22 protein-coding genes are annotated in these 23321 nt (G+C 39.3%); 9 read left to right on the forward strand and 13 right to left on the reverse strand.

Annotation, left to right across the window (positions count from 1 at the left end):
* Positions 1-31: 31 nt before the first annotated feature.
* Positions 32-229, reverse strand: a complete 198-nt coding sequence (locus J2S10_RS20805; RefSeq protein ID WP_307411780.1) for a DUF951 domain-containing protein — start codon at positions 227-229, stop codon at positions 32-34.
* A 24-nt stretch (positions 230-253) separates the two neighbouring features.
* Positions 254-1126 (reverse strand): mechanosensitive ion channel family protein, encoded by an 873-nt coding sequence (locus J2S10_RS20810; protein WP_307411783.1) that lies wholly within the window; start codon positions 1124-1126, stop codon positions 254-256.
* Between the two features lie 206 nt (positions 1127-1332).
* Here J2S10_RS20810 and yyaC point away from each other — a divergent pair, with 206 nt between their 5' ends.
* Positions 1333-1941 carry a spore protease YyaC gene (gene yyaC, locus J2S10_RS20815; protein WP_307411786.1) on the forward strand — a complete coding sequence of 203 codons (609 nt, stop codon included), beginning with the start codon at positions 1333-1335 and terminating at the stop codon, positions 1939-1941.
* A 55-nt stretch (positions 1942-1996) separates the two neighbouring features.
* Here yyaC and J2S10_RS20820 read toward each other — a convergent pair whose 3' ends face one another.
* The 11 genes from J2S10_RS20820 to rpmH all read right to left on the reverse strand — a co-directional run bounded on the left by J2S10_RS20820 (position 1997) and on the right by rpmH (position 12408).
* On the reverse strand, positions 1997-2710 hold the full coding sequence (locus tag J2S10_RS20820) for a DUF554 domain-containing protein (RefSeq protein ID WP_307411790.1): 714 nt from the start codon (positions 2708-2710) through the stop codon (positions 1997-1999).
* Positions 2711-2841: 131 nt separating this feature from the next.
* The gene (locus J2S10_RS20825) at positions 2842-3696 is read right to left on the reverse strand and encodes a ParB/RepB/Spo0J family partition protein (protein ID WP_307411792.1); all 855 of its coding nucleotides are present in this window, start codon (positions 3694-3696) and stop codon (positions 2842-2844) included.
* Positions 3689-4450: a ParA family protein gene (locus J2S10_RS20830; RefSeq protein ID WP_307411794.1), complete on the reverse strand. Its 762-nt coding sequence runs from the start codon at positions 4448-4450 to the stop codon at positions 3689-3691. Before J2S10_RS20830 ends, J2S10_RS20825 begins: the two co-directional genes overlap by 8 nt.
* A gap of 303 nt (positions 4451-4753) precedes the next feature.
* Complete coding sequence (noc, locus tag J2S10_RS20835; RefSeq protein WP_307411797.1) at positions 4754-5617, reverse strand: nucleoid occlusion protein; 864 nt, start codon at positions 5615-5617, stop codon at positions 4754-4756.
* A gap of 112 nt (positions 5618-5729) precedes the next feature.
* Entirely contained in the window at positions 5730-6446 is a 717-nt protein-coding gene (gene rsmG / locus J2S10_RS20840; protein WP_307411802.1) for a 16S rRNA (guanine(527)-N(7))-methyltransferase RsmG, read from the reverse strand.
* 48 nt (positions 6447-6494) lie between these two features.
* On the reverse strand, positions 6495-8384 hold the full coding sequence (mnmG, locus tag J2S10_RS20845; RefSeq protein ID WP_307411805.1) for a tRNA uridine-5-carboxymethylaminomethyl(34) synthesis enzyme MnmG: 1890 nt from the start codon (positions 8382-8384) through the stop codon (positions 6495-6497).
* A gap of 67 nt (positions 8385-8451) precedes the next feature.
* Positions 8452-9837: a tRNA uridine-5-carboxymethylaminomethyl(34) synthesis GTPase MnmE gene (mnmE, locus tag J2S10_RS20850; RefSeq protein ID WP_307411808.1), complete on the reverse strand. Its 1386-nt coding sequence runs from the start codon at positions 9835-9837 to the stop codon at positions 8452-8454.
* 307 nt (positions 9838-10144) lie between these two features.
* Positions 10145-10768 (reverse strand): RNA-binding cell elongation regulator Jag/EloR, encoded by a 624-nt coding sequence (jag, locus tag J2S10_RS20855; protein ID WP_307411811.1) that lies wholly within the window; start codon positions 10766-10768, stop codon positions 10145-10147.
* On the reverse strand, positions 10765-11544 hold the full coding sequence (gene spoIIIJ / locus J2S10_RS20860; RefSeq protein WP_307411814.1) for a YidC family membrane integrase SpoIIIJ: 780 nt from the start codon (positions 11542-11544) through the stop codon (positions 10765-10767). The genes jag and spoIIIJ overlap by 4 nt, the downstream gene beginning before the upstream one ends.
* Positions 11545-11689: 145 nt before the next feature.
* Positions 11690-12052, reverse strand: a complete 363-nt coding sequence (rnpA, locus tag J2S10_RS20865; protein WP_307411817.1) for a ribonuclease P protein component — start codon at positions 12050-12052, stop codon at positions 11690-11692.
* A gap of 221 nt (positions 12053-12273) precedes the next feature.
* The gene (rpmH, locus tag J2S10_RS20870; protein ID WP_192654778.1) at positions 12274-12408 is read right to left on the reverse strand and encodes a 50S ribosomal protein L34; all 135 of its coding nucleotides are present in this window, start codon (positions 12406-12408) and stop codon (positions 12274-12276) included.
* Positions 12409-13210: 802 nt separating this feature from the next.
* Here rpmH and dnaA point away from each other — a divergent pair.
* From dnaA to J2S10_RS20910, 8 genes are all read left to right on the forward strand, one after another.
* Complete coding sequence (dnaA, locus tag J2S10_RS20875) at positions 13211-14557, forward strand: chromosomal replication initiator protein DnaA (RefSeq protein ID WP_307411822.1); 1347 nt, start codon at positions 13211-13213, stop codon at positions 14555-14557.
* Positions 14558-14743: 186 nt separating this feature from the next.
* The gene (dnaN, locus tag J2S10_RS20880; protein WP_307411825.1) at positions 14744-15880 is read left to right on the forward strand and encodes a DNA polymerase III subunit beta; all 1137 of its coding nucleotides are present in this window, start codon (positions 14744-14746) and stop codon (positions 15878-15880) included.
* 153 nt (positions 15881-16033) lie between these two features.
* Positions 16034-16252: a S4 domain-containing protein YaaA gene (gene yaaA, locus J2S10_RS20885; protein ID WP_307411827.1), complete on the forward strand. Its 219-nt coding sequence runs from the start codon at positions 16034-16036 to the stop codon at positions 16250-16252.
* A gap of 18 nt (positions 16253-16270) precedes the next feature.
* Positions 16271-17389, forward strand: a complete 1119-nt coding sequence (gene recF / locus J2S10_RS20890) for a DNA replication/repair protein RecF (RefSeq protein ID WP_307411829.1) — start codon at positions 16271-16273, stop codon at positions 17387-17389.
* Positions 17390-17398: 9 nt separating this feature from the next.
* Complete coding sequence (gene remB, locus J2S10_RS20895; RefSeq protein WP_307411831.1) at positions 17399-17647, forward strand: extracellular matrix regulator RemB; 249 nt, start codon at positions 17399-17401, stop codon at positions 17645-17647.
* Positions 17648-17724: 77 nt separating this feature from the next.
* Positions 17725-19647, forward strand: a complete 1923-nt coding sequence (gene gyrB, locus J2S10_RS20900) for a DNA topoisomerase (ATP-hydrolyzing) subunit B (RefSeq protein WP_307411834.1) — start codon at positions 17725-17727, stop codon at positions 19645-19647.
* Positions 19648-19746: 99 nt separating this feature from the next.
* The gene (gyrA, locus tag J2S10_RS20905; RefSeq protein ID WP_307411838.1) at positions 19747-22260 is read left to right on the forward strand and encodes a DNA gyrase subunit A; all 2514 of its coding nucleotides are present in this window, start codon (positions 19747-19749) and stop codon (positions 22258-22260) included.
* 330 nt (positions 22261-22590) lie between these two features.
* Complete coding sequence (locus tag J2S10_RS20910; protein ID WP_307411887.1) at positions 22591-22779, forward strand: hypothetical protein; 189 nt, start codon at positions 22591-22593, stop codon at positions 22777-22779.
* Positions 22780-23321 lie beyond the last annotated feature (542 nt).

Below are 23321 nucleotides of genomic sequence, written 5' to 3' on the forward strand. Positions count from 1 at the left end.
TATAGTTATTCAAAAAAAAAAGCATGAATTCTTATCCTTCATGCTTCACTAATACTTTTTTCATCTTTCGTGAAAACTCTCTCCTTGGGATCATGACACTGTGACCGCAGCCTTCACACTTAATACGAATATCCATACCCATCCGAATAATTTTCCAACGGTTTGTCCCGCAAGGATGCTGTTTTTTCATTTCGACAACATCATTGAGGGCAAATTCCTTCTCTTCCATTAGCTAACCTCCTTGAATTATCTATTATTTAGGTTGCTCTGTTCCCCGTGCGTACATAACCAGTCTAGGGTCGGGAGTTCTAATCCCATGCTGGTCTAAAAGAAGTTTAACTTCCTTCCGAATCATCCTGGCAATCGAAGCTTGCTTCATTGGTAATGTTTCTGCCGTGATTCGTAAAACAACCTCAGTAGCCCCCATCGTTTGGATCCCAAGCAGCTCCGGCGCTTTAACTAATTCCTTATGCTGCATATGCATATCTTCCAGCAGCTCTTCAATTACTGCTTCAGCCTTTTCAATATCCTCTCCATAAGCAATACTAATATCAACAACGGCCATACTATTATTAAGAGAGAAGTTGGTTACCTGAACAATGCTTCCATTCGGTAAAATATGCAGTTCCCCTGTCCAACTTTTAATCTTGGTTGTTCTTAAACCAATAGCTTCGACATTTCCCTCAAATACTCCTATCCGAACATGGTCACCAACTGAAAATTGATCCTCAAAAATGATGAAAAATCCTGAGATAATATCTTTCACAAGACTTTGTGCACCAAAACCCACTGCCAGTCCAACGATACCAGCACCGGCAAGCAAGGCTTTTACATCAATTGTTAACACCGATAGAATCATCATAAGGGCAATAAAATAAACGACGTAGGAAAGAATATTATCAAGCAGCTTTGACAGTGTCTCCTCTCGGCGTTCCGATGTATTGAGCGGAGAGAGGTTCCTAATTTTAAAAATATTATGGATAGCCAGTTTCCCGATTCGGATTAACATATTTGCAACGAACATAATCGCCAGAATTTTTAATAATCCTTCTCCAATGGTTAACCATGTTCCTTCATTTTGAAATTTAGTAATAAAATTATGAATACTTCCACCAGTTAGATTCATTTACACACCTTCCCTTTCAAACCTTCCAAATCATATTTATTTTAACAATTTTTCTTTGTACTTTACAGCATGGTGTTTATTTCTTTTCTCCCAAGTTCAGGAATATCTTATGTTCACTATGTATAGAATCCCTTAGATTTCCGTATAATGTTAAAAATATGATGAAATCAAAAGGCACCGGATCCCGAATTTAAGGAGTGGACTTAATGAATCTTTTTTTTGACAGGAGGGCAAAGGCAAAAATTCTTCATAATGATTTGCATGCCGCTGAAAATCTCGCAGAAGAGTTGCTTACGTTTATACCGGAAGCTACCAGCCGCCCTATAGTCTTTGTTTGCATCGGCACGGACCGCTCTACAGGGGATTCATTGGGGCCGCTAATTGGCACCTTACTCGAGGAGAAGCAGCTTCAAGCCTTTTATGTGTACGGAACACTTGATGAACCAATTCATGCTGTTAATCTTGATGAAAAGCTAAAGGAAGTCCATCATAAGCATTTCAACCCCTATATCATTGGCATTGATGCTTGCTTAGGCCGCATCAAAAATGTAGGAGTCATTCAAGTGGCGAATGGACCTGTCAAACCCGGTGCCGGAGTAAATAAGGAGCTCCCGTCAGTAGGGGATATACATATCACCGGCATCGTGAATGTAAGTGGTTTTATGGAATTTTTTGTTCTACAAAATACACGGTTAAATCTTGTGATGAAGATGGCAAAAACAATTGCAAATGGAATCTATTTAGCAAGCCAAAGCTATCAAAAGGAACGTTGGAAGGATCAGTTGCTGGAGCAGGAGCAAATAAATAAAGCATAAGCAATTAGATTTAAATGATCGCTTATGCTTTATTTACAATTTATGGTAATGTTTTTTAAAAATAATGATGGTAATTGTAAAGAATGGTTACAATGACTCCTGTTACCAGGATACCAGGCAGTAGGTTAGCCACCTTTATTTTTATTATTCCAGTTAGATTTAAGCCAATGGCCAAAATCATAATTCCACCGGAAGACGTCATTTCCACAATAAACTGATCCATTAGCTCCTTCGGCACAAAATGGTCAATCTGAGTGGCGAATAATGCAATAAGCCCTTCATACAGCACAACGGGAACGGCTGAAAAGATGACACCTATTCCAAGAGTCGTCGTTAAAATGATAGATGTAAATCCATCAATAAGTGATTTAGTGTACAATACAGAATGATCGCCGCGAATCCCGCTATTAAGTGCACCAATAATCGCCATTGCACCAATGACAAAGATAAGTGTTGCTGTCACAAACCCTTCTGAAATACTCCCTTTACCGTTTGAACCGACTTTCTTTTCAAGCCAAAGTCCGAGATCATTTAATTTTTCTTCCAATTTAAATAACTCACCCAGTACAGCACCAACAACCAAGCTGATAATGACAATAAGAAAGTTTTGGCTCTTCAGTCCCATTTGCAGACCCAAAACCATCACCGACAAGCCAATCGCATGCATGACGGTTGTTTTCATCCCTTCCGGAATTCGATGCAGGAGCTTTCCAAGAAGAGTACCAATGATAATTAATGCCCCGTTTACAAGTGTCCCTAATAAAAACATAGTTAATCTCCCTATTTTTCGCTTCTCGTAATAGTTAATAGTTTTAACCTACCATTTATTATTTTCAAAGAAAAGTGCCTTTTCCAAAAAAAGTACTTTTGGATAAAAAAATAAACCATCTACCTGATGGCTTATAATGAATCCTCTTTATCAAGCATTTCTAAAATTCGTTCCAGATCCTCTTGGGAGAAAAACTCGATTTCAATTTTCCCTTTATTTTTCGCTTGTTTAATGTTTACCTTCGTTCCAAATCGCTCACGGAGAGAATGCTCACGTTCCTGTAAAAACACATCTTTTTTCTTTTCAGGCTTATTTGTTTCACGTGAAACATTTTCATTTAATTGCTGAATTAGTTTCTCCAGCTGACGGACGTTTAGAGCTTCGTTTACGACTTTTTCCACTACGGCCGGGAGCTTTGATTTTTGACGAAGACCCAGTAAGGCGCGGCCATGTCCCATCGATATGGTACCGTTTGAGATTAACTCCTGAATTTTAGGAGGTAAGGAAAGCAGTCGGATATGATTAGCAACATGCGGCCTGCTTTTTCCTAATCGTTTGGACACTTCTTCCTGTGTCAACTTTAACTTCTCCATTAACGTTTGATAGGCGAGTCCTTCTTCGATTGGGTTTAAATCTTCCCGTTGCAGGTTTTCCAATACCGCCAATTCCATCATTTGTTGTTCGGAAAGCTCGCGCACCACAGCAGGTACGGTTTCAAGCTTCGCTTCTTTTGCAGCTCGGAAACGCCTTTCACCCACAACAATCTCATAGCCTTTTATGCTTTTTCTAACCACGAGAGGCTGTAAGATCCCATGCTCAAGAATCGATATTTTTAACTCATCGATGGCTTCTTGTTGGAAGTTTTTACGCGGTTGATAAGGGTTGGGACGCAAGTCCTTCAGCTTAATTTCTTGAACTGTTTCTTCCTTATCGACTTCACCGTTCGTAAAAAATGCATTCAGGCCTTTTCCTAAACCTTTAGCCATGCGAGACCACTTCCTTTGCCAAATCTAAATATACTTCAGCTCCGCGGGATCTTGAATCATAATTGATGATTGGTTCCCCATGGCTTGGAGCCTCACTTAGACGAACATTTCTTGGAATAATGGTTTTATAAACCTTATCTTGAAAATACTTTTTCACTTCTTCGATGACTTGAAGTCCGAGATTTGTCCGGGCATCCAGCATCGTTAATAAAACACCTTCAATTTTAAGATCCTGGTTTAAATGCTTTTGTACAAGCCTTACTGTATTAAGGAGCTGACTTAAGCCCTCCAAAGCATAATACTCACATTGGACAGGGATTAATACCGCATCAGAGGCAGTTAAAGCATTAATGGTTAATAAACCCAAAGATGGCGGGCAATCGATAATAATGTAATCATATTGATCCTTCACTTCTTCAAGAGCCCGCTTTAAACGCACTTCTCTCGAAATAGTTGGAACCAACTCGATCTCTGCTCCGGCAAGCTGAATGGTAGCAGGAAGTGCAAATAAATTTTCAACAGATGTCGACTTAATGACATTTTTTGCTTCAACATCATCTACCAGCACATCATATATACACTGTTCTACTTCTGCCTTTTCAATTCCAATCCCGCTTGTTGCATTTCCCTGGGGGTCAATATCTACTAATAAGACCTTGTTCCCTATGTATGCTAAACAGGCGCCTAGGTTGACAGAGGTAGTCGTTTTGCCGACTCCACCTTTTTGATTCGCGATTGCAATGACTTTGCCCACTCTTGTCACCTACCCTTTTTATTTTCCATAAAATCTACCAATTATTTATACTCAAATTCTATCAAACATTCAATTAATAACACTACTAATAAGCAACCATTCCGATAGTACGAATGTAAATAGCCATGCTTTCTATTTTATCATGAAAGTGAAAAGTTGTTGTTTTTTTTCTAAAAATATTCAGACTTCCTTGATATACCATTTTAAAAAACATGTTAATTTAAATGGAACTTTCCCAAAAAAAGAAGAACCGGACATATACTGTCAGGTTCTTTTAAACTATTTGAGTATTCATTTAATTGGCTATTTTTTCTTCGGTATTCGTATCGTAAATTGGTAAAATTCCTCAAATTCTTCTTCTTCTGCGTCGAGATTAATCCCGCTGTCGGATACCATGTTTAACGATTGCCTGATGGTATTAACAGCAATTCTCATATCCTTACTGAAGGCCTTTCTTTGTGGCCTTGGCTTTTGGTTCTTTTGTTCAAGTATTCTAACGACCCGATCTTCGGTCTGCTTAACATTCAGATTTCTCTCAATGATTTCTGCTAAAAGCAACACTTGTTTCTCGGGATCTTTTAGCGGAATAAGTGCACGTGCGTGCCTCTCGGTAATAATTTTATTTAATAATGATTCCTGAATAGGCTGAGGTAATTTAAGAAGCCTGAGCTTATTGGCTACAGTCGACTGCCCTTTTCCAAGACGCTGGGCAAGTGCCTCTTGGGTCAAATTATGGAGCTCGAGCAGTTTTCCATAGGCAATAGCTTCTTCAATAGGCGACAGCTCTTCCCGTTGTAAATTCTCAATTAAGGCAACAGACGCCGTTTCAGTATCAGATAAATTTTTTATAATGGCCGGTACTTCTTCCCAGCCGAGTTTTTTCATCGCACGCCAGCGGCGCTCTCCGGCAATAATTTCATATTTGTTCACTTCAAACTGCCTGAGGACAATCGGCTGAATAATCCCATGCGTATGGATTGTACGTGATAATTCCTCAATTTTTTCATCGTCAAAAACCGTCCGTGGCTGGAAACGGTTTGGCAAAATACTATCGATCGGTATTCTTCTAATTTCTTCCGTTTTTTCTATATCCAGCTCTTTCTCAAGCTCAACCACTTGTTCTCCCTTTTCGCCGAGGCCAAAAAAGCGTGAAAACGAAGATTTCATCCCCAACACCACCTTTACGAAACTCCCTATTACTAATTCTATACTCGAATATTATCTTCCTGCTATACCCTTATATTTTAATACAAAATTTGATAGCTGTCAGAGACATTCTTTATTCAATCGGCGTTTTACCAGGTGTTCCCGGTTTTCGAGGGTATTTCTTTGGCGTTTGTTTTTCTTTTTTTATGACTAATATATTTCGTTCACTTTCTTCGATTGGCAACGTAAAAGTAAACATCTTTTCCATTTTTCCCCCAAGAGTGACAATCGCCTTTTGCCCCATTTCTAATTCATCCTTCGCATGAGCTGCCTTCATGGCGATAAAGTATCCCCCGACTTTAACCAAAGGTAAACAAAGTTCACTTAAAACCGACATTCGTGCCACAGCCCTTGCCGTTACGACATCATATGATTCCCTGTGGTTTGGATTTACGCCGAAGGTTTCCGCACGATCATGAATAAAATGGACATTTTCCAATTTTAATTCATCCGCAAGATGATTTAAAAAAGAGATTCTTTTATTTAGTGAATCAACAATTGTCACTGTAATATGAGGATAAACGATTTTTAACGGTATACTCGGGAACCCTGCACCGGCTCCAACATCGCAAAGATGGAAGGGCTTGGTAAAATCAAAATAAAACGAAGCCGTAATCGAATCATAAAAATGCTTTAAATAAACATCAGCTTGATCGGTTATTGCGGTTAAATTCATTTTTTCATTCCATTCAACCAAGGTCTTGAAGTAGGTTGCAAACTGCTCCAGCTGATGCTCCGTTAGGCTAATGCCCTTCTCCTGAAGAAGCGCCTTAAATTGTTCTATAATCATGAATAAATCTTCCTCGCTATATGGGTCTTCTTAGTTTTAGAAAAGAGCCTACGCATTAGATATCCTTGCCACCCTGCCTTGTTCTAAATAGATAAGAAGGATTGAGATATCCGCCGGATTAACCCCTGAAATACGTGATGCCTGAGCAATTGATAACGGCTTAATTAGCTTCAGCTTTTGTCTTGCCTCTGTGGCAAGACCTGTTATCTTTTCATAATCAATATTCTCAGGAATTTTCTTGTTTTCCATTTTCTTTAAACGTTCAACCTGCTGAAGTGATTTTTCAATATATCCTTCATATTTGATTTGAATCTCTACCTGTTCCGTGATTTCTCCGTCCAACGGACTATCGCTTGGAGTAAGACATTCAATGTGTTCATAGTTCATTTCCGGCCTTTTTAATAAATCGGAGGCACGGATTCCATCTTTAAGCTCACTTCCGCCAAGGCTTCTAATAAGCTCTTGCACCTCTGTTGAAGGTTTAAGGATGATAGACTGCAGTCTTTCCTTTTCAAGGTCGATGGCTTCTTTTTTCGCTAAAAATCGTCCGTAGCGCTCATCACGAATAAGTCCGATTCGGTGACCGATTTCAGTCAAACGCAAATCGGCATTATCATGGCGTAATAATAACCGGTATTCTGCCCTTGATGTCAACAAACGGTATGGTTCACTCGTTCCCTTTGTAATCAGGTCATCAATTAATACACCGATATAGGCATCCGAGCGGCTAAGGACTAGCTGTTCTTTCCCCAAGGCATTCAAACCTGCATTGATTCCCGCCATTAAACCTTGACCTGCTGCTTCTTCATAACCGGAAGTTCCATTAATTTGCCCGGCAGTATAAAGGTTTTTTACAACCTTCGTTTCAAGTGTCGGCCACAACTGGGTTGGAACGATGGCATCATACTCAATCGCATAACCGGATCTCATCATTTGGACATTTTCGAGTCCCGGAATGGTTTTGAGAATTTGCTGTTGAACGTCTTCCGGTAGACTTGTTGATAATCCTTGAACATAAACTTCCTGTGTATTTCTTCCCTCCGGCTCCAAGAAAATTTGGTGACGCGGTTTATCATTAAAGCGCACCACTTTATCTTCAATTGAAGGGCAATAACGCGGACCGGTGCCTTTAATCATGCCGGAGTACATCGGCGACCGATGTAGATTATTGTCAATCAATTGATGTGTATTTTCATTTGTATACGTTAACCAGCAAGGAAGCTGATCGGTAATATACTTCGTTGTTTCATAAGAAAAAGCTCTTGGGTTTTCATCACCGGGCTGAATTTCCGTTTTACTATAATCAATCGTATGACTATTAACTCTTGGCGGTGTTCCTGTTTTAAAGCGCACCAATTCAAAACCAAGTTCTTCTAAATGCTCAGAAAGCTTGATGGATGGCTGCTGATTATTGGGACCGCTCGAATATTTCAATTCTCCAATAATAATTTCGCCGCGCAGGAAGGTACCAGTCGTAATGACGACTGTTTTCGAACGATAAATCGCACCGGTTTTGGTAACAACCCCAACACAAACGCCATCTTCAACAAGCAACCGTTCAACCATTCCTTGAATTAAGGTTGCATTTGGTTCATCTTCAATCGTTTTTTTCATCTCATGCTGGTAAGCAAATTTATCGGCCTGTGCCCTTAGTGCACGGACAGCGGGACCTTTCCCTGTATTCAGCATCCTCATTTGGATGTAGGTTTTGTCGATATTTTTACCCATTTCCCCGCCGATTGCATCAATTTCTCGAACCACGATCCCTTTGGCAGGACCGCCAACAGAGGGATTACATGGCATAAAAGCAACCATATCGAGGTTAATAGTAATGATTAATGTTTTAGCGCCAAGTCTGGCAGCGGCGAGGCCCGCTTCACAGCCTGCATGGCCTGCACCGACGACAATAACGTCGTAATTTCCTGCTTCGTATTGCATTTTGTTCCTCCTTCTTCAGATATTTCTGAAGGATAAATCCTAAGATTATTATTTTTTAAACAACGTCTTATTTCCCCAGACAGAATTGGGAAAATAGCTGGTCTATAAGGCTTTCATGAACACTGTCACCGATAATTTCACCAAGCAGCTCCCATGTTCTTGTTAAATCAATTTGGACGATATCGATTGGCGTTCCCATTTCTACTCCATCGATTGCTTCTTCGATTGCTTGGAGACTTTGGTTTAATAATGCAATGTGCCTGCTGTTGGAGACGTAGGTCATATCCCCCGCCTCAATCGAACCTGCAAAGAAAAGTGAAGAGATTGCCTCCTCCAGCTCATCTACACCTTTATCCTCAAGCAATGAAGTGGTAACAATTTTATGTCCCGCCGCTATGCTTTTAACCTTTTCCATATCAATTTCCTGCGGGAGATCTGTTTTATTAATAATGACAATCACGTCCATACCACGAACAGCCTCGAAAAGATTTTCATCTTCTGTTGTCAGTTGATCAGAGTAATTCAAAACAAGCAAAATTAAATCCGCTTCTTTTAAAACCTGTCTGGAGCGTTCAACACCGATTCGTTCAACAATATCTTCTGTTTCCCTGATACCGGCAGTGTCTAGAAGCCTTAAGGGGACCCCTCTAACATTAACGTATTCTTCAATCACATCGCGTGTTGTCCCGGGAATATCGGTTACAATTGCTTTGTTTTCGTGAACCAAACTGTTTAATAGCGAAGATTTACCGACATTAGGCCTTCCGACAATAACGGTAGAAAGACCTTCGCGCAAAATTTTCCCCTGTTCGGAGGTTTGCAAAAGCTTTTTTATTTCTTCCCGTACATACAGGGCTTTTTCCGCAAGCATCTTATGCGTCATTTCTTCGACATCATCATACTCCGGATAATCGATATTTACTTCCACATGGGCGAGAATCTCCAGTATCTCCTGTCTTAGAGAAGAAATCAGCTTTGATAAGCGGCCTTCCATTTGCCCAAGCGCCACATTCATTGCCCGATCTGTTTTAGCTCTAATTAAATCCATGACTGCTTCCGCCTGTGATAAATCGATTCGGCCATTTAAAAATGCCCGTTTCGTAAATTCGCCTGGTTCAGCCAATCGTGCTCCATATTTTAAGACATACTGTAAAACCCGATTAACCGAGACAATTCCACCATGGCAATTAATCTCAATAACATCCTCTTTCGTAAAGGTTTTCGGCCCTCTCATAACAGACACCATTACCTCTTCAATGACCAGGTCATTTTTCGGATCAACTAAATGACCATAATGAATGGTATGAGTTGGTACCTCCGAAAGCTTTTTTCCATTAATACTGTTAAACAGCCTGTCAGCAATTTGAATTGAATCGTCTCCGCTCAAGCGGACTATCGCAATTGCTCCCTCACCCATCGGCGTCGATATTGCCGCAATCGTATCAAATTCCATTCTGTTCACCACACTTTTTAAAAAATCAATCTATATAAAATGACTATAATTTACTCCAAATTACTAGAGTACCACATTGGTTCCTGTTAAAAAAGTAATCTTTACTCCAACAAAATTATCCACAACCCAATAATGTTCACCTATTATTTTAACTTATCCACATGTGAATAACAATAAAACGGATAATTTCAGGTAAATGTTATTCACAATAGTTGTTTTTCCATGCAAAAAATCGACAAAAAAAGACACCCACTCAAAAGATTGGCTGTCTTTTTTAAGATATGAACATAAGCGGCTAAACGGACGCTTACGCTTTTTTAGGTGTAATGACAATATAGCGATGAGGTTCAGACCCATCGGAAAATGTTTTTACTCGATTGTTTTCAGATAAAGCGGAATGAATAACTTTACGCTCATATGAAGGCATGGGCTCTAACGCAACATCTTTCCCGGATTTAATTGCCTTTTGTGCCAGACGATGCGCTAATTGAATTAGCGTTTCGTTTCTTCTGTTCCGGTAGTCTTCAGCATCTAAGATAAGCGTTAAGTATTGATCAGAAAAACGGTTGATGACAAGCTGGGTCAAATATTGCAGGGAATTCAACGTTTGACCTCTTTTTCCAATCAAAAGGGCAATTTTTTCCCCTGTTAAAATGAAGCGAACTTGTTTTCCATCTCGTTTCACTTCAATTTCAACGGGAGCGCCCATCTTTTCACTTACTTGAATAAGAAATTTTTTCGCTTCTTCAAGCGGATCATGAATGACTGTCACCTTTACAACAGCCGGACGTGATCCGAAAATACCGAAAATACCTTTTTTACCTTCATCAATAATGGCTACATCTGCGCGGTCTTTGGTAGTTTTTAGTTGAGCTAAAGCTGATTCTACTGCTTCTTCGACTGTTTGTCCTGTAGCAGTTACCTGTTTCACTTTTTTGCTCCTCCCGCATTACCGGTAGCTGAAGACTTCTTCAAATCCGGTCCTTTAATAAAATAAGTTTGAACAATCATGAAAATATTCCCGACTACCCAATACAATGAAAGGGCTGCAGGATATTTAAATGCAAAAAAGAAAATCATAATCGGCATCATCCAAACCATCATCGCCATTTGCGGATTTTGGTTTTCAGTTCCGGCCATCATTATTTTTTGCTGGATAAATGTAGTGATTGCCGCTAAAATCGGCAAAATAAAAAACGGATCAGCTTTACCAAGATCAAACCACAGGAAGTGATCTGCTGCAATTGCACTTGTTCTTGAAATTGCATGATAAAAACCTATTAATATCGGCATCTGAATAATCAACGGAAAGCATCCAGCCATCGGGTTCACACCATGCTTTTGAAAAAGCGCCATTGTTTCCTGCTGTAATTTTTGCTGCGTTTTTTGATCTTTGGAACTGTATTTCTTTTTAAGTTCTGCCAATTCCGGTTGCAAAGCCTGCATTGCTTTTGAGCTGCGTGTTTGCTTAATCATTAACGGCAAGATAATTAAACGGATTAAGATCGTAACAACAATAATCGATAAACCAAAGCTTCCGCCAAGCAATTCAGCAACCTTCGTAATAACCCAGGATAACGGATAAACAATATATTGATTCCAAAATCCCGTACTATTTGCAGTAATCGGCTGCTTAATTTGGCTGCATCCGGCTAAAAGCAGGAATATGAAAAACATACCGACCAAAGGTACTATTCGTTTTTTCAACCAAAAATTCCTCCTTGCAACTTTTTATAGAACGTCTTATGAAGTGGATCTATGTATGTAAAGGCTTTCGTTTCCATCATTATTGGTATTTTACCATTTTGTTGAATATATTGTCTTCAAGTATCGCCTTTTTTCACGAATTTCTCTAACAATTCTCGTCAATAACCGGCTTCTTCAAAACTTTCCCTACTTTAAGGACATGCTGCAGGCTTTTTTTTACTTCAAAAAAGTCCATTTCGGCAGCCGGCTTCCTTGCAATAATCACATAGTCATTACCGGTGTGCAATTGTTCGTTTAATTCGAAAATTGATTGTCTTATGTATCGCTTTATTCGATTTCTAGTAACGGCATTACCTACTTTTTTACTTACGGATAGTCCAATTCGAAAATGGCCTTGTTCCTCTTTTTTTAATGCATAGACGACAAATTGTCGATTAGCGAAAGATCGGCCTTTTTGAAATGCCTCTTGAAATTCTTTATTTTTTTTGACTCTCAATTCTTTTTTCATAAAGGACACCTTCAATCCCTAATTGGGTAAAACTTTTTCGAATTCTTTCGACATTGATAACTGTCTAGCTCCAGCGCCTAGGGGCTCTTGGGTCTAAGCCAATCGCTTCTGAAGGCAAAAAGCGCGCCTTCGCCAGCGCTTGTCTTATGCTTGTCGCCCCTGGTCAAGGCGCTTCCGCTTTTCTTTTTATGAGAAAAAAGACCACTGAGATGTTCAGTGGCCTAAGCTGATAATACTTTTCTTCCTTTTTGACGACGACGAGCAAGAACTTTACGTCCGTTTGCTGTGCTCATACGACTACGGAAACCGTGAACTTTGCTATGTTTACGTTTATTTGGTTGATACGTTCTTTTCATTATATGACACCTCCCTGAGGAATAGCTGTTAAAGACAGTCTTAATTATTATAAAGATGTCTACGCGAAATTGTCAACTCCCTTCTTCATATTGTTCCCTTATTCCTATTTTTCAAATCATAAGCATCTATTAAAAAAAGAGTATCTTTCATGAACTTTTGATCCAAGTTAAGTTAAGAAAAGCGCAGGAACCGGACAATCTCCAAGATAAAAATTTTATCCTTCTTTTCATTTTAAAAAAGGTATAAAAAGAATCCATTTTCCCTGTGGATAAAAAATCGACAATTTTTTCGGTTTTTTCACAGGTTATTGACAGGTTTTTCACAAACCAAATGCTTGTGGACAATTTTCATACACATAATGCAATAGTTGTGGATAAACTAAGAAAAAACATTGCACCTCTTGCTATTATTTGATATTATATTTGTGTTTTCACTCTGAATAACTTTGTCTTAAATTATCGTTATCCACAAATTGTGGATAACATGTGGATAGGTTATTCTAGCATTCTGCAGAAACTTGTCCACAAGAGGTGGATATTGTCGAAACTCCACTTTACTTCCTTATTATATATTTTCCACAAACAAGGTTTCGTATATTTATAAATTAATAGGTTATACAGCTTGTATAACAGTTTTTTTCCACGGAACAATCGTCAAATAGAGATGATAGAATGCACAAAACTACCTTGCATGCCTTTTGTGAAAAAATTATTTTTTTTGGAGTCGACAGTAAATATTATGCAAAGTGCCAGACCATTTATGTAGATAGATTTTTATTATGAAGATAAGGAGGGACACCAGTTGGAAAATATTGCGGATCTTTGGAATCGTGCTCTGGCCAATATTGAGAAGAAGATAAGCAAGCCTAGCTTTGATACCTGGCTTAAGTCTACAAAGGCACATTCCCTTCAAGGCGACTTGCTTGTCATTACCGCTCCCAATGAATTTGCGCGTGATTGGCTGGAAGAGCGTTATTCCCAGTTAATCTCCGGTATTCTTTATGAAATTACCGGAGAAGAACTTTCTGTAAAGTTTATTATTCCGCAGAATCAGAACGTGGACGACCAGGATATGGCAGTGCCTCGAAAAAAGGCGAAAAAGGACGACGATCATGCTGATTTTCCTCAAAATATCTTAAATCCAAAGTATGTTTTTGATACTTTCGTTATTGGATCAGGTAACCGTTTTGCCCATGCAGCTTCCCTTGCAGTAGCTGAGGCACCGGCAAAAGCCTACAATCCCTTATTTATTTACGGGGGTGTAGGGTTAGGAAAAACGCACTTAATGCACGCCATTGGGCATTATGTTTTAGACCATAACCCGAATGCCAAAGTAGTTTATTTATCATCAGAAAAATTTACAAATGAGTTTATTAACTCCATTCGTGATAACAAAGCGGAGAATTTCCGCAATAAATATCGAAATGTGGATGTCTTGCTTATTGATGATATTCAGTTTTTAGCCGGAAAAGAATCAACGCAGGAAGAATTTTTCCATACGTTTAATGCTCTTCATGAGGAAAGCAAACAAATTATTATCTCCAGTGACCGCCCGCCGAGAGAAATTCCAACTTTGGAGGATCGCTTACGCTCACGGTTTGAATGGGGATTAATTACGGATATTACACCGCCGGATTTAGAAACAAGAATAGCGATCCTCAGGAAGAAGGCAAAGGCGGAAGGCCTGGATATTCCAAATGAAGTGATGCTGTATATTGCAAACCAAATCGATTCGAACATCCGTGAGCTTGAAGGTGCACTTATTCGTGTTGTTGCCTATTCATCATTAATCAATAAAGATATTAACGCAGACCTTGCTGCGGAAGCATTAAAGGATATTATTCCGAGTTCAAAACCGAAAGTAATTACGATCCATGAAATTCAAAAGGTTGTAGGTGAACACTTTAGTATAAAGCTCGAGGATTTTAAAGCAAAAAAGAGGACAAAATCTGTCGCATTTCCGAGGCAAATTGCGATGTACCTGTCACGGGAATTAACCGACTACTCTTTGCCTAAAATAGGAGAAGAGTTTGGCGGGCGGGACCATACGACTGTCATTCATGCTCATGAAAAAATTTCTAAGCTGCTTGCTACCGATTCCCAGCTCCAAAAACAACTAAAAGAACTGAATGAAATGTTAAAAATCTAGTTTTTTTGTGCATAACTTGCTGTCATTTACACACAGTCTGTCCACATGTGGATAGGCTGTGTTTCCTTTGATAAAATGAGTTATCCACATACTAACAAGCCCTACTAGTACTTCTACTATTTTTTTAAAACTTAATATTATATGTTATTGCTATTAAAATTATGCAGAAAACGGAGGATTACAAAGATGAGATTTATTATCCAACGTGACCGATTAGTTCAAAGTGTTCAAGATGTTATGAAGGCCGTTACATCAAGAACAACCATACCAATCTTAACCGGAATAAAAATTACAGCAAATGAAGAAGGTGTCACCTTAACAGGAAGTGATTCCGATATTTCGATTGAATCCTTTATTCCAAAAGAAGAATCCGGGGATGAAATTGTTGAAATTAAACAAACAGGTTCTATTGTTCTCCAAGCAAAATTCTTTAGTGAGATTGTAAAAAAGCTTCCTACCGATTCAGTGGAAATGGAAGTCCTTAATCATTTACAAACCGTTATTCGGTCAGGGAAATCTGAGTTTAACCTTAATGGTTTAGATGCCGAGGAATACCCTCACCTGCCGCAAATAGAAGAAAGCAATAAATTTCACATTGCCACCGATTTATTAAAAGCCATGATTCGACAAACATTTTTCGCAGTGTCCACCTCAGAAACACGACCGATCTTGACAGGTGTCAACTGGAAGGTTGAAAATGGGGAACTGACCTGTATTGCAACAGATAGTCATCGCCTTGCACTAAGAAAGGCAAGAATCGAAACGGAAAATAATGAAAGCTATAATGTTGTAATCCCAGGAAAGAGCTTGAATGAATTAAATAAAATTATCGATGACAATAGTGAATTAATTGATATTGTTATTACTGAAAATCAAATTTTATTTAAAGCAAAGCATTTATTGTTTTTCTCAAGATTGTTAGAAGGAAACTATCCTGATACATCCAGGCTCATTCCAAATGACAGTAAAACGGATGTTGTTGTTAATACAAAAGAATTCCTTCAGGCAATCGATCGTGCATCCTTGCTTGCCCGTGAAGGAAGAAACAATGTGGTAAAGTTTTCAACAATAGAAGGAGGCATCATTGAAATTTCCTCCAATACCCCGGAAATCGGGAAAGTAGTAGAAGAAATACAAAGCCAAACTATTGACGGTGAAGAGTTGAAAATTTCGTTTAGTGCGAAATTCATGATGGATGCTTTAAAAGCACTTGAAGGAACGGATATTAAAGTTAGTTTTACGGGAGCGATGAGACCGTTCGTCATTCGTCCGCTTCACGATGAAACGATTTTACAGCTTATTTTACCGGTAAGAACGTACTAAGCTTGAAAAGCGGAAGTGACTAAAATCTCTTAAAAAAAATAATATCGCCGCCACCTTTCTGGCGGCTTTCTTTCTTTTTTCAAGATTTTTTTGTAACTGGACCAATTTTTTAGTAAAATAAAGTATTGAGACCATTTCAGAAATGAGTGATACATGTTGCCTGTAAAAATTAAGGTGAACACGGAATTTATTACATTGGGACAATTTCTTAAATTGGCTGATGTTATTCAAACGGGTGGAATGGCAAAATGGTTTTTAAGTGAAAATGACATTTTTATTAATGGTGAACAAGATCAAAGAAGAGGAAGGAAGCTTCGCGCAGGTGACAAAGTTCGGATTGCCGGCTTTGGAGAATTTTTGATTACCGAGTAGCTAAAGGATCTTACGTTCATGTATATTGAGCAATTAGTGTTAACGGATTATCGCAATTATGAAAGCCTATCGGTTGAATTTGAAAATAAAGTAAATGTCATCCTCGGGGAAAATGCCCAAGGAAAAACCAATGTAATGGAATCAATTTACGTTTTAGCCATGGCAAAATCCCATCGTACTTCAAATGATAAAGATCTTATTCGCTGGGACCGGGATTATGCTAAAATAGAGGGTAGAGTCCAAAAACAATACAGTTCGTTGCCATTGCAATTAGTTATTTCAAAAAAGGGTAAAAAGGCCAAATGTAATCATATAGAACAACAAAAGTTAAGCCAATATGTCGGGAATTTAAATGTGGTAATGTTTGCCCCGGAGGACCTTAACTTAGTTAAAGGCAGCCCGCAAGTTAGACGCAGATTTTTAGATATGGAAATTGGGCAGGTTTCGCCAATTTATTTACATGATATGAGCCAATATCAAAAAATACTTCAACAGCGTAATCATTTCTTAAAAATGATGCAGATAAAAAAACAAACCGATCAAACCATGCTTGAAATTTTAACTGAACAGTTTATTGAAATGGCGGTAAAGATTGTTTCAAAAAGATTCGAGTTCCTGCATTTACTTGAAAAATGGGCCGGTCCCATCCATAAAGGGATTTCAAGGGGTCTGGAAACATTGAAAATTGAGTATAAACCGTCGGTAGATGTATTAGAAGGCCAAGATTTGTCGAAAATGAAAGCATGCTTTGAGGAGAAATTTAACAGGGTTAGGGTGAGGGAAATAGAAAGAGGAACGACACTGTTCGGTCCCCACCGTGACGATTTGTTATTTTTCGTGAACGGAAGAGATGTTCAAACCTTTGGGTCACAAGGTCAACAACGAACAACCGCCCTATCTGTTAAGCTTGCCGAAATTGAATTAATTCATTCTGAAATAGGTGAGTATCCGATTCTTTTACTCGACGATGTCTTATCGGAATTGGATGATTATCGTCAGTCCCATCTGCTTAATACCATCCAGGGCAGGATTCAAACCTTTGTGACTACAACAAGTGTCGGAGGCATTCATCATCAAACCTTAAAAGAGGCCTCAACCTATAAAGTAGAGTCCGGCGTACTAAAGAAAGTGACTTGAGGTGGGTGCGTGTATATTCATATTGGAGAAGACCTTAATATCAGGGCAAAAGATATTATTTCGATACTGGATAAAGAGAGCGTGAATTCTTCTGAATTGGTGGAAGAGTTTATTAAATATCATGAAAACAAGTTAGTCAACCTGTCAAAAAACCCCTTTAAATCGGTCGTGATAACATCCGACAAAGTTTACTTATCCCCAATTGCTTCCGGAACTTTAAAGAAACGTTCAAGTCAACTGAGTATACAGGAATTTTGATAAATGAATGAAATAGTGTTTTTTCTCTGGGAAATAGATTTATTTTTGTAAGAAAGTGCAGGTGAGTTATGGTGACAATGGAACAAAAAGCAGTCAAGGAACAAACATACGGTGCTGATCAAATTCAAGTTTTAGAAGGTCTTGAAGCTGTTCGGAAAAGGCCTGGTATGTATATTGGTTCTACAAGTGGTAAGGGTCTTCATCATCTTGTTTGGGAAATTGTTGATAACAGTATTGATGAGGCATTGGCAGGCTATTGTGATGAAGTAAATGTCATAATAGAGAATGATAACAGCATTACCGTGAAAGATAATGGCCGCGGTATTCCTGTTGGTATTCATGAGAAAACAGGCAGACCGGCTCTTGAGGTTATCATGACCGTTCTCCATGCAGGGGGCAAATTCGGCGGTGGCGGTTATAAGGTTTCAGGAGGTCTTCACGGTGTAGGTGCTTCTGTTGTAAACGCCCTCTCCACGGAGCTTGAAGTTTTTGTTCACCGAGATGGTCATATTCACTATCAAAAATTTGAGCGAGGAGTACCGGCGGCTGATATAAAAATAATTGGAACAACAGACGTAACAGGTACGACGACTCATTTTAAACCGGACGGTGAAATTTTTACTGAAACGCTGGAATATGAATACGATACACTCGCAACCCGTCTCCGTGAGCTTGCATTTCTTAATCGCGGAATCAAAATTACAATCGAAGATAAGCGTGTAGAAAATAAACATAACGAATATTACTACGAAGGCGGAATTAAATCCTACGTTGAGCATTTAAACCGCACGAAGGAAGTAATTCATGATGAACCCATTTACATTGATGGCGACCGCGATGGTATCAGTGTTGAGGTTGCACTTCAATATAACGAAGGGTATACCGATAACATTTACTCATTCGCGAATAATATCCACACTTATGAAGGCGGAACTCATGAATCCGGTTTTAAAACTGCTTTAACACGAGTGATCAATGATTATGCACGAAAAAATAGTCTAATAAAAGAGAATGATGCCAATCTTTCAGGTGAAGATGTTCGTGAGGGCTTAACCGCAATTGTCTCAATCAAACACCCTGATCCGCAATTTGAAGGGCAAACAAAGACAAAGCTCGGTAACTCAGAGGTGCGAACCATTACCGATGCCGTTTTTGCAAATCACTTTGAAAAATTCCTGCTGGAAAATCCGGTAGTGGCTAGGAAAATAGTTGAAAAAGGCTTAATGGCTGCAAGAGCAAGACTCGCTGCGAAAAAGGCAAGGGAATTGACACGCCGGAAAAGCGCTTTAGAGGTTTCAAGTTTACCTGGGAAATTAGCAGACTGTTCGTCCAAAGACCCTTCAGAGAGTGAAATCTATATCGTTGAGGGTGATTCGGCGGGTGGTTCGGCAAAGCAGGGCCGTGACCGTCATTTCCAAGCGATTCTGCCGCTCCGGGGAAAAATACTTAACGTTGAAAAGGCGCGGCTGGATAAGATTCTTTCTAACAATGAAGTTAGGGCAATGATTACAGCTATCGGCACAGGAATCGGGGAGGATTTTGATATTTCTAAAGCCCGTTATCATAAAGTGGTCATCATGACGGATGCGGATGTGGATGGTGCTCATATCCGAACGCTCATCTTAACATTTTTTTACCGTTACATGAGACAAATTTTAGAGGCCGGTTATATCTATATTGCCCAACCGCCGCTATATAAAATTCAACAAGGTAAACGAGTCGAGTATGCTTATAATGACAAAGAACTTGAACGGATTTTTGCAGAGCTGCCGGCAACACCTAAGCCGAATATCCAGCGATATAAAGGTTTGGGAGAGATGAATCCTGAACAATTATGGGAAACTACGATGGATCCTTCTACCAGAACTATGCTTCAGGTTAGTCTTGAAGATGCGATAGAAGCAGATGAAACCTTTGAGATGTTAATGGGAGACAAAGTGGAACCGCGTCGTAATTTCATCGAAGCAAATGCACAATACGTAAAGAATTTAGATATATAAAAAAGGGTAGAGGGACGACCGCTATCCTCCTTTTTCTTTTTACCTAGTTCATATGGTGATTAAACTAGGCAGCGGCAACCATAATAGGAGGTACCAAATATGGCTGAAACACCAAATCCTCAAATAAAAGAGATTAATATCAGTCAGGAGATGAAATCTTCGTTTCTTGACTATGCGATGAGTGTTATTGTTTCACGTGCCCTTCCTGATGTTCGAGATGGGTTAAAACCGGTTCATCGCCGTATTCTTTATGCGATGCATGATCTTGGAATGCATTCGGACAAACCCTATAAAAAATCTGCTCGTATCGTTGGTGATGTAATCGGTAAATATCACCCTCACGGTGACGCTGCAGTTTATGAAACGATGGTACGTATGGCACAGGACTTTAACTATCGTTATATGCTTGTAGATGGTCATGGGAACTTTGGTTCAGTAGACGGTGATGCCGCAGCGGCAATGCGTTATACAGAATCAAGAATGTCCAAAATTTCGATGGAATTATTAAGAGATATCAACAAAGATACAATTGATTATCAAGACAACTATGATGGTGAGGAAAAAGAGCCGGTTGTTTTACCAGCAAGATTTCCCAATCTGTTAGTTAACGGGACAACTGGAATAGCTGTTGGTATGGCGACTAATATCCCGCCGCACCAGCTTGGAGAGGTTATTGACGGCGTATTAGCCATTAGCCATGATTCGGAAATTACTACTCAAGAGTTAATGGAAATTATCCCTGGACCTGATTTCCCAACTGGAGGGATCATCCTCGGCCGGAGCGGAATTCGTAAAGCATACGAAACAGGCAGAGGATCTATAACCATCCGTGCAAAGGTAGAAATTGAACAAAAATCGAATGGTAAAGAAGTTATCATTGTAAATGAGTTACCATACCAAGTAAATAAAGCGAGATTAGTTGAAAAGATTGCAGAATTAGCTCGCGATAAAAAAATCGATGGTATTACAGATCTGAGAGATGAGTCTGACCGTAAAGGGATGCGGATCGTAATAGAGGTTCGCAAAGATGCTAATGCGAACGTCCTCTTAAATAATTTATATAAACATACAGCTCTTCAAACCAGCTTTGGAATCAACACACTAGCCCTTGTTAATGGACATCCAAAGGTGTTGAACCTTAAGCAATGTTTAGTGCATTATTTAGATCACCAAAAAGTGGTTATTCGCAGGAGAACAGAATTTGAGTTGCGTAAAGCAGAGGCACGTGCACATATTTTAGATGGATTAAGGATTGCCCTGGATCATCTGGATGAAGTTATTAGTTTAATTCGCAGCTCTCAGACAACGGATATTGCACGTGAAGGCTTGATGACAAAATTCAATCTTTCTGAAAAACAAGCCCAAGCGATTCTCGATATGCGTTTGCAGCGTTTAACGGGTTTGGAAAGAGAAAAAATTGAGGAAGAATATCAAAGCTTAGTCAAGTTAATTGCTGAATTAAAGGCTATTTTAGCTGACGAGGAAAAAGTACTTGAAATCATTCGTGAGGAATTGCTTGAGATTAAAGAACGTTTTAATGATAAGCGCCGTACAGAAATCGTAACAGGCGGAATTGAAAATATTGAGGATGAAGACTTAATTCCACGTGAAAATATTGTTATTTGTCTAACACACAACGGCTATATTAAACGTCTGCCTGTTTCTACTTATCGTGCGCAAAGACGCGGCGGACGCGGAATACAAGGAATGGGTACAAATGAAGATGACTTTGTCGAGCATTTAATCACCACTTCCACACATGATACGATTCTCTTCTTTACCAATAAGGGGAAAGTGTATCGGTCTAAAGGGTATGAAATACCGGAATTTAGCCGTACGGCAAAGGGGATTCCAATTATAAATCTCTTGGGAATTGAAAAAGGAGAATGGGTTAACGCCATCATCCCTGTTGAAGAGTTTGTAGATGATTGGTACTTGTTTTTAACAACAAAAGAAGGCGTTTCAAAACGTTCACCGCTAACATCATTCGCAAATATCCGCAATAATGGCTTAATTGCCTTGAATTTGCGCGAGGGTGACGAGTTAATTTCTGTCCGTTTAACCGATGGAACAAAACATATGATCATTGGTACTAAGAAAGGCATGCTGATCCGCTTCCCTGAAACAGATGTTAGATCAATGGGCAGAACTGCTACAGGGGTTAAAGGAATCACGTTAGACAGTGATGATGAAGTAGTGGGCATGGAAGTTTTAGAGGAGGATAATGATGTCCTTATTGTAACGAAAAATGGCTACGGTAAACGTACACCTGCATCTGAATATCGAATTCAAGGCAGAGGTGGTAAAGGAATTAAAACTTGCCACATTACTGAGAAAAATGGAAATCTAGTTTCAATGAGAGCAGTAACAGGTGAAGAGGATCTGATGCTCATCACAACAGGTGGTGTCCTTATTCGTACAGATGTAGCTGGAATTTCTACTATGGGCCGTAACACTCAAGGTGTAAAGCTCATTAGCATTAAGGAAAATGAAAATGAATATGTGGCAACTGTTGCTAAGGTAGAAAAAGAAGAAGAAGATATCCAAGAAGACGACGGTGAAACCATCGAGGTTCCCGGAGAGGAACTTGTTGATGAATCTTCAGAAGAATAAAGAAAAAAAGAGGGACCGCGTGTTCCTCTCAGGCTGTCGAAAAACCCTCGGCAGCCTCTTATTTTATTCATTTACTTCAATAATTCACCGCGTTAATTTGTTATAATATTATTGATATATAGGCTTTTCAACAGGTCTGTTGATTGGCGCTCCAGGCACTTCGCTTTCCGCGGGCGTGCCGGGGAGCCTCCTCGTCGCTTCGCTCCTGCGGGGTCTCCCCTGCCCCGTACTCCCGCAGGAGTCTTCGTGGCTTCCGCACCAATCAACAGAGTGTTTTCAATAAAGACCTTCAACTCAACTAATAAATAATAAAAATAAGTGGTGAAATCAATGTTTAAGCCAAAAGAGTCTAGCCAAAATGAATATGAATTTGTATCTATTGATGAATTGGTACCTGATGACCATCTTCTTCGTTTGATTGATAAATATATTGATTTTCCGTTCCTTCTTGAAAAGGTCCGTCCGATCGCAACACACTTGGCAAGGTTAGAAAAAGTGTGTTGCAATACTTTAGGGTGATTTGCCTCCCTGTTGATTGGAGCGGAGGGCACTCGACTCCTGCGGGATAGAGAGGTCACTGGAGACCCCGCAGGCCGCCAAAGCGCCGAGGAGGCTCCAGGACCTCCCCGCGGAAAGCGAGTGCCCGGAGCGGAAATCAACAGGCCTATTTGCAGGGACAATCAATAAATTTGGTATGATTCTGACAAAATAAAAAATTGCCGAGAAAAATACCCTTTCTCGACAATCTGAGAGGGACCGCGTGTTCCTCTTTTTATTTTCAAAAACCTCTTGATTATGAAAAAGATAGCTGATATAATCATTTAGGTCGACAAATTGATGTTATTAATTAAATAGTGAATAATAAAAAAATGTTGACACTGAAAAACATAAATGATATATTAATAAAGTCGCTTGTGAGCGGCATTGGAATATCGATCTTTGAAAACTAAACAAACAATATCGTGCAAACAAACAATAACTATCAGTGAATCTTTCGTATGAAAGTGAAGCTGAGCCAACGTAACTTTTATGAGCTAATCAACTTTCTTGGAGAGTTTGAT

The sequence above is a fragment of the Neobacillus ginsengisoli genome, assembly GCF_030813055.1.

What these genes read in the sequence shown, in the direction of transcription:
- J2S10_RS20805 (WP_307411780.1), bottom strand. Translation starts at nt 229, where the DNA reads ATGGAAGAGAAGGAATTTGCCCTCAATGATGTTGTCGAAATGAAAAAA.
- J2S10_RS20810 (WP_307411783.1), bottom strand. Translation starts at nt 1,126, where the DNA reads ATGAATCTAACTGGTGGAAGTATTCATAATTTTATTACTAAATTTCAA.
- yyaC (WP_307411786.1), top strand. Translation starts at nt 1,333, where the DNA reads ATGAATCTTTTTTTTGACAGGAGGGCAAAGGCAAAAATTCTTCATAAT.
- J2S10_RS20820 (WP_307411790.1), bottom strand. Translation starts at nt 2,710, where the DNA reads ATGTTTTTATTAGGGACACTTGTAAACGGGGCATTAATTATCATTGGT.
- J2S10_RS20825 (WP_307411792.1), bottom strand. Translation starts at nt 3,696, where the DNA reads ATGGCTAAAGGTTTAGGAAAAGGCCTGAATGCATTTTTTACGAACGGT.
- noc (WP_307411797.1), bottom strand. Translation starts at nt 5,617, where the DNA reads ATGAAATCTTCGTTTTCACGCTTTTTTGGCCTCGGCGAAAAGGGAGAA.
- rsmG (WP_307411802.1), bottom strand. Translation starts at nt 6,446, where the DNA reads ATGATTATAGAACAATTTAAGGCGCTTCTTCAGGAGAAGGGCATTAGC.
- mnmG (WP_307411805.1), bottom strand. Translation starts at nt 8,384, where the DNA reads ATGCAATACGAAGCAGGAAATTACGACGTTATTGTCGTCGGTGCAGGC.
- mnmE (WP_307411808.1), bottom strand. Translation starts at nt 9,837, where the DNA reads ATGGAATTTGATACGATTGCGGCAATATCGACGCCGATGGGTGAGGGA.
- rnpA (WP_307411817.1), bottom strand. Translation starts at nt 12,052, where the DNA reads ATGAAAAAAGAATTGAGAGTCAAAAAAAATAAAGAATTTCAAGAGGCA.
- rpmH (WP_192654778.1), bottom strand. Translation starts at nt 12,408, where the DNA reads ATGAAAAGAACGTATCAACCAAATAAACGTAAACATAGCAAAGTTCAC.
- dnaN (WP_307411825.1), top strand. Translation starts at nt 14,744, where the DNA reads ATGAGATTTATTATCCAACGTGACCGATTAGTTCAAAGTGTTCAAGAT.
- yaaA (WP_307411827.1), top strand. Translation starts at nt 16,034, where the DNA reads ATGTTGCCTGTAAAAATTAAGGTGAACACGGAATTTATTACATTGGGA.
- recF (WP_307411829.1), top strand. Translation starts at nt 16,271, where the DNA reads ATGTATATTGAGCAATTAGTGTTAACGGATTATCGCAATTATGAAAGC.
- gyrB (WP_307411834.1), top strand. Translation starts at nt 17,725, where the DNA reads ATGGAACAAAAAGCAGTCAAGGAACAAACATACGGTGCTGATCAAATT.
- gyrA (WP_307411838.1), top strand. Translation starts at nt 19,747, where the DNA reads ATGGCTGAAACACCAAATCCTCAAATAAAAGAGATTAATATCAGTCAG.
- J2S10_RS20910 (WP_307411887.1), top strand. Translation starts at nt 22,591, where the DNA reads ATGTTTAAGCCAAAAGAGTCTAGCCAAAATGAATATGAATTTGTATCT.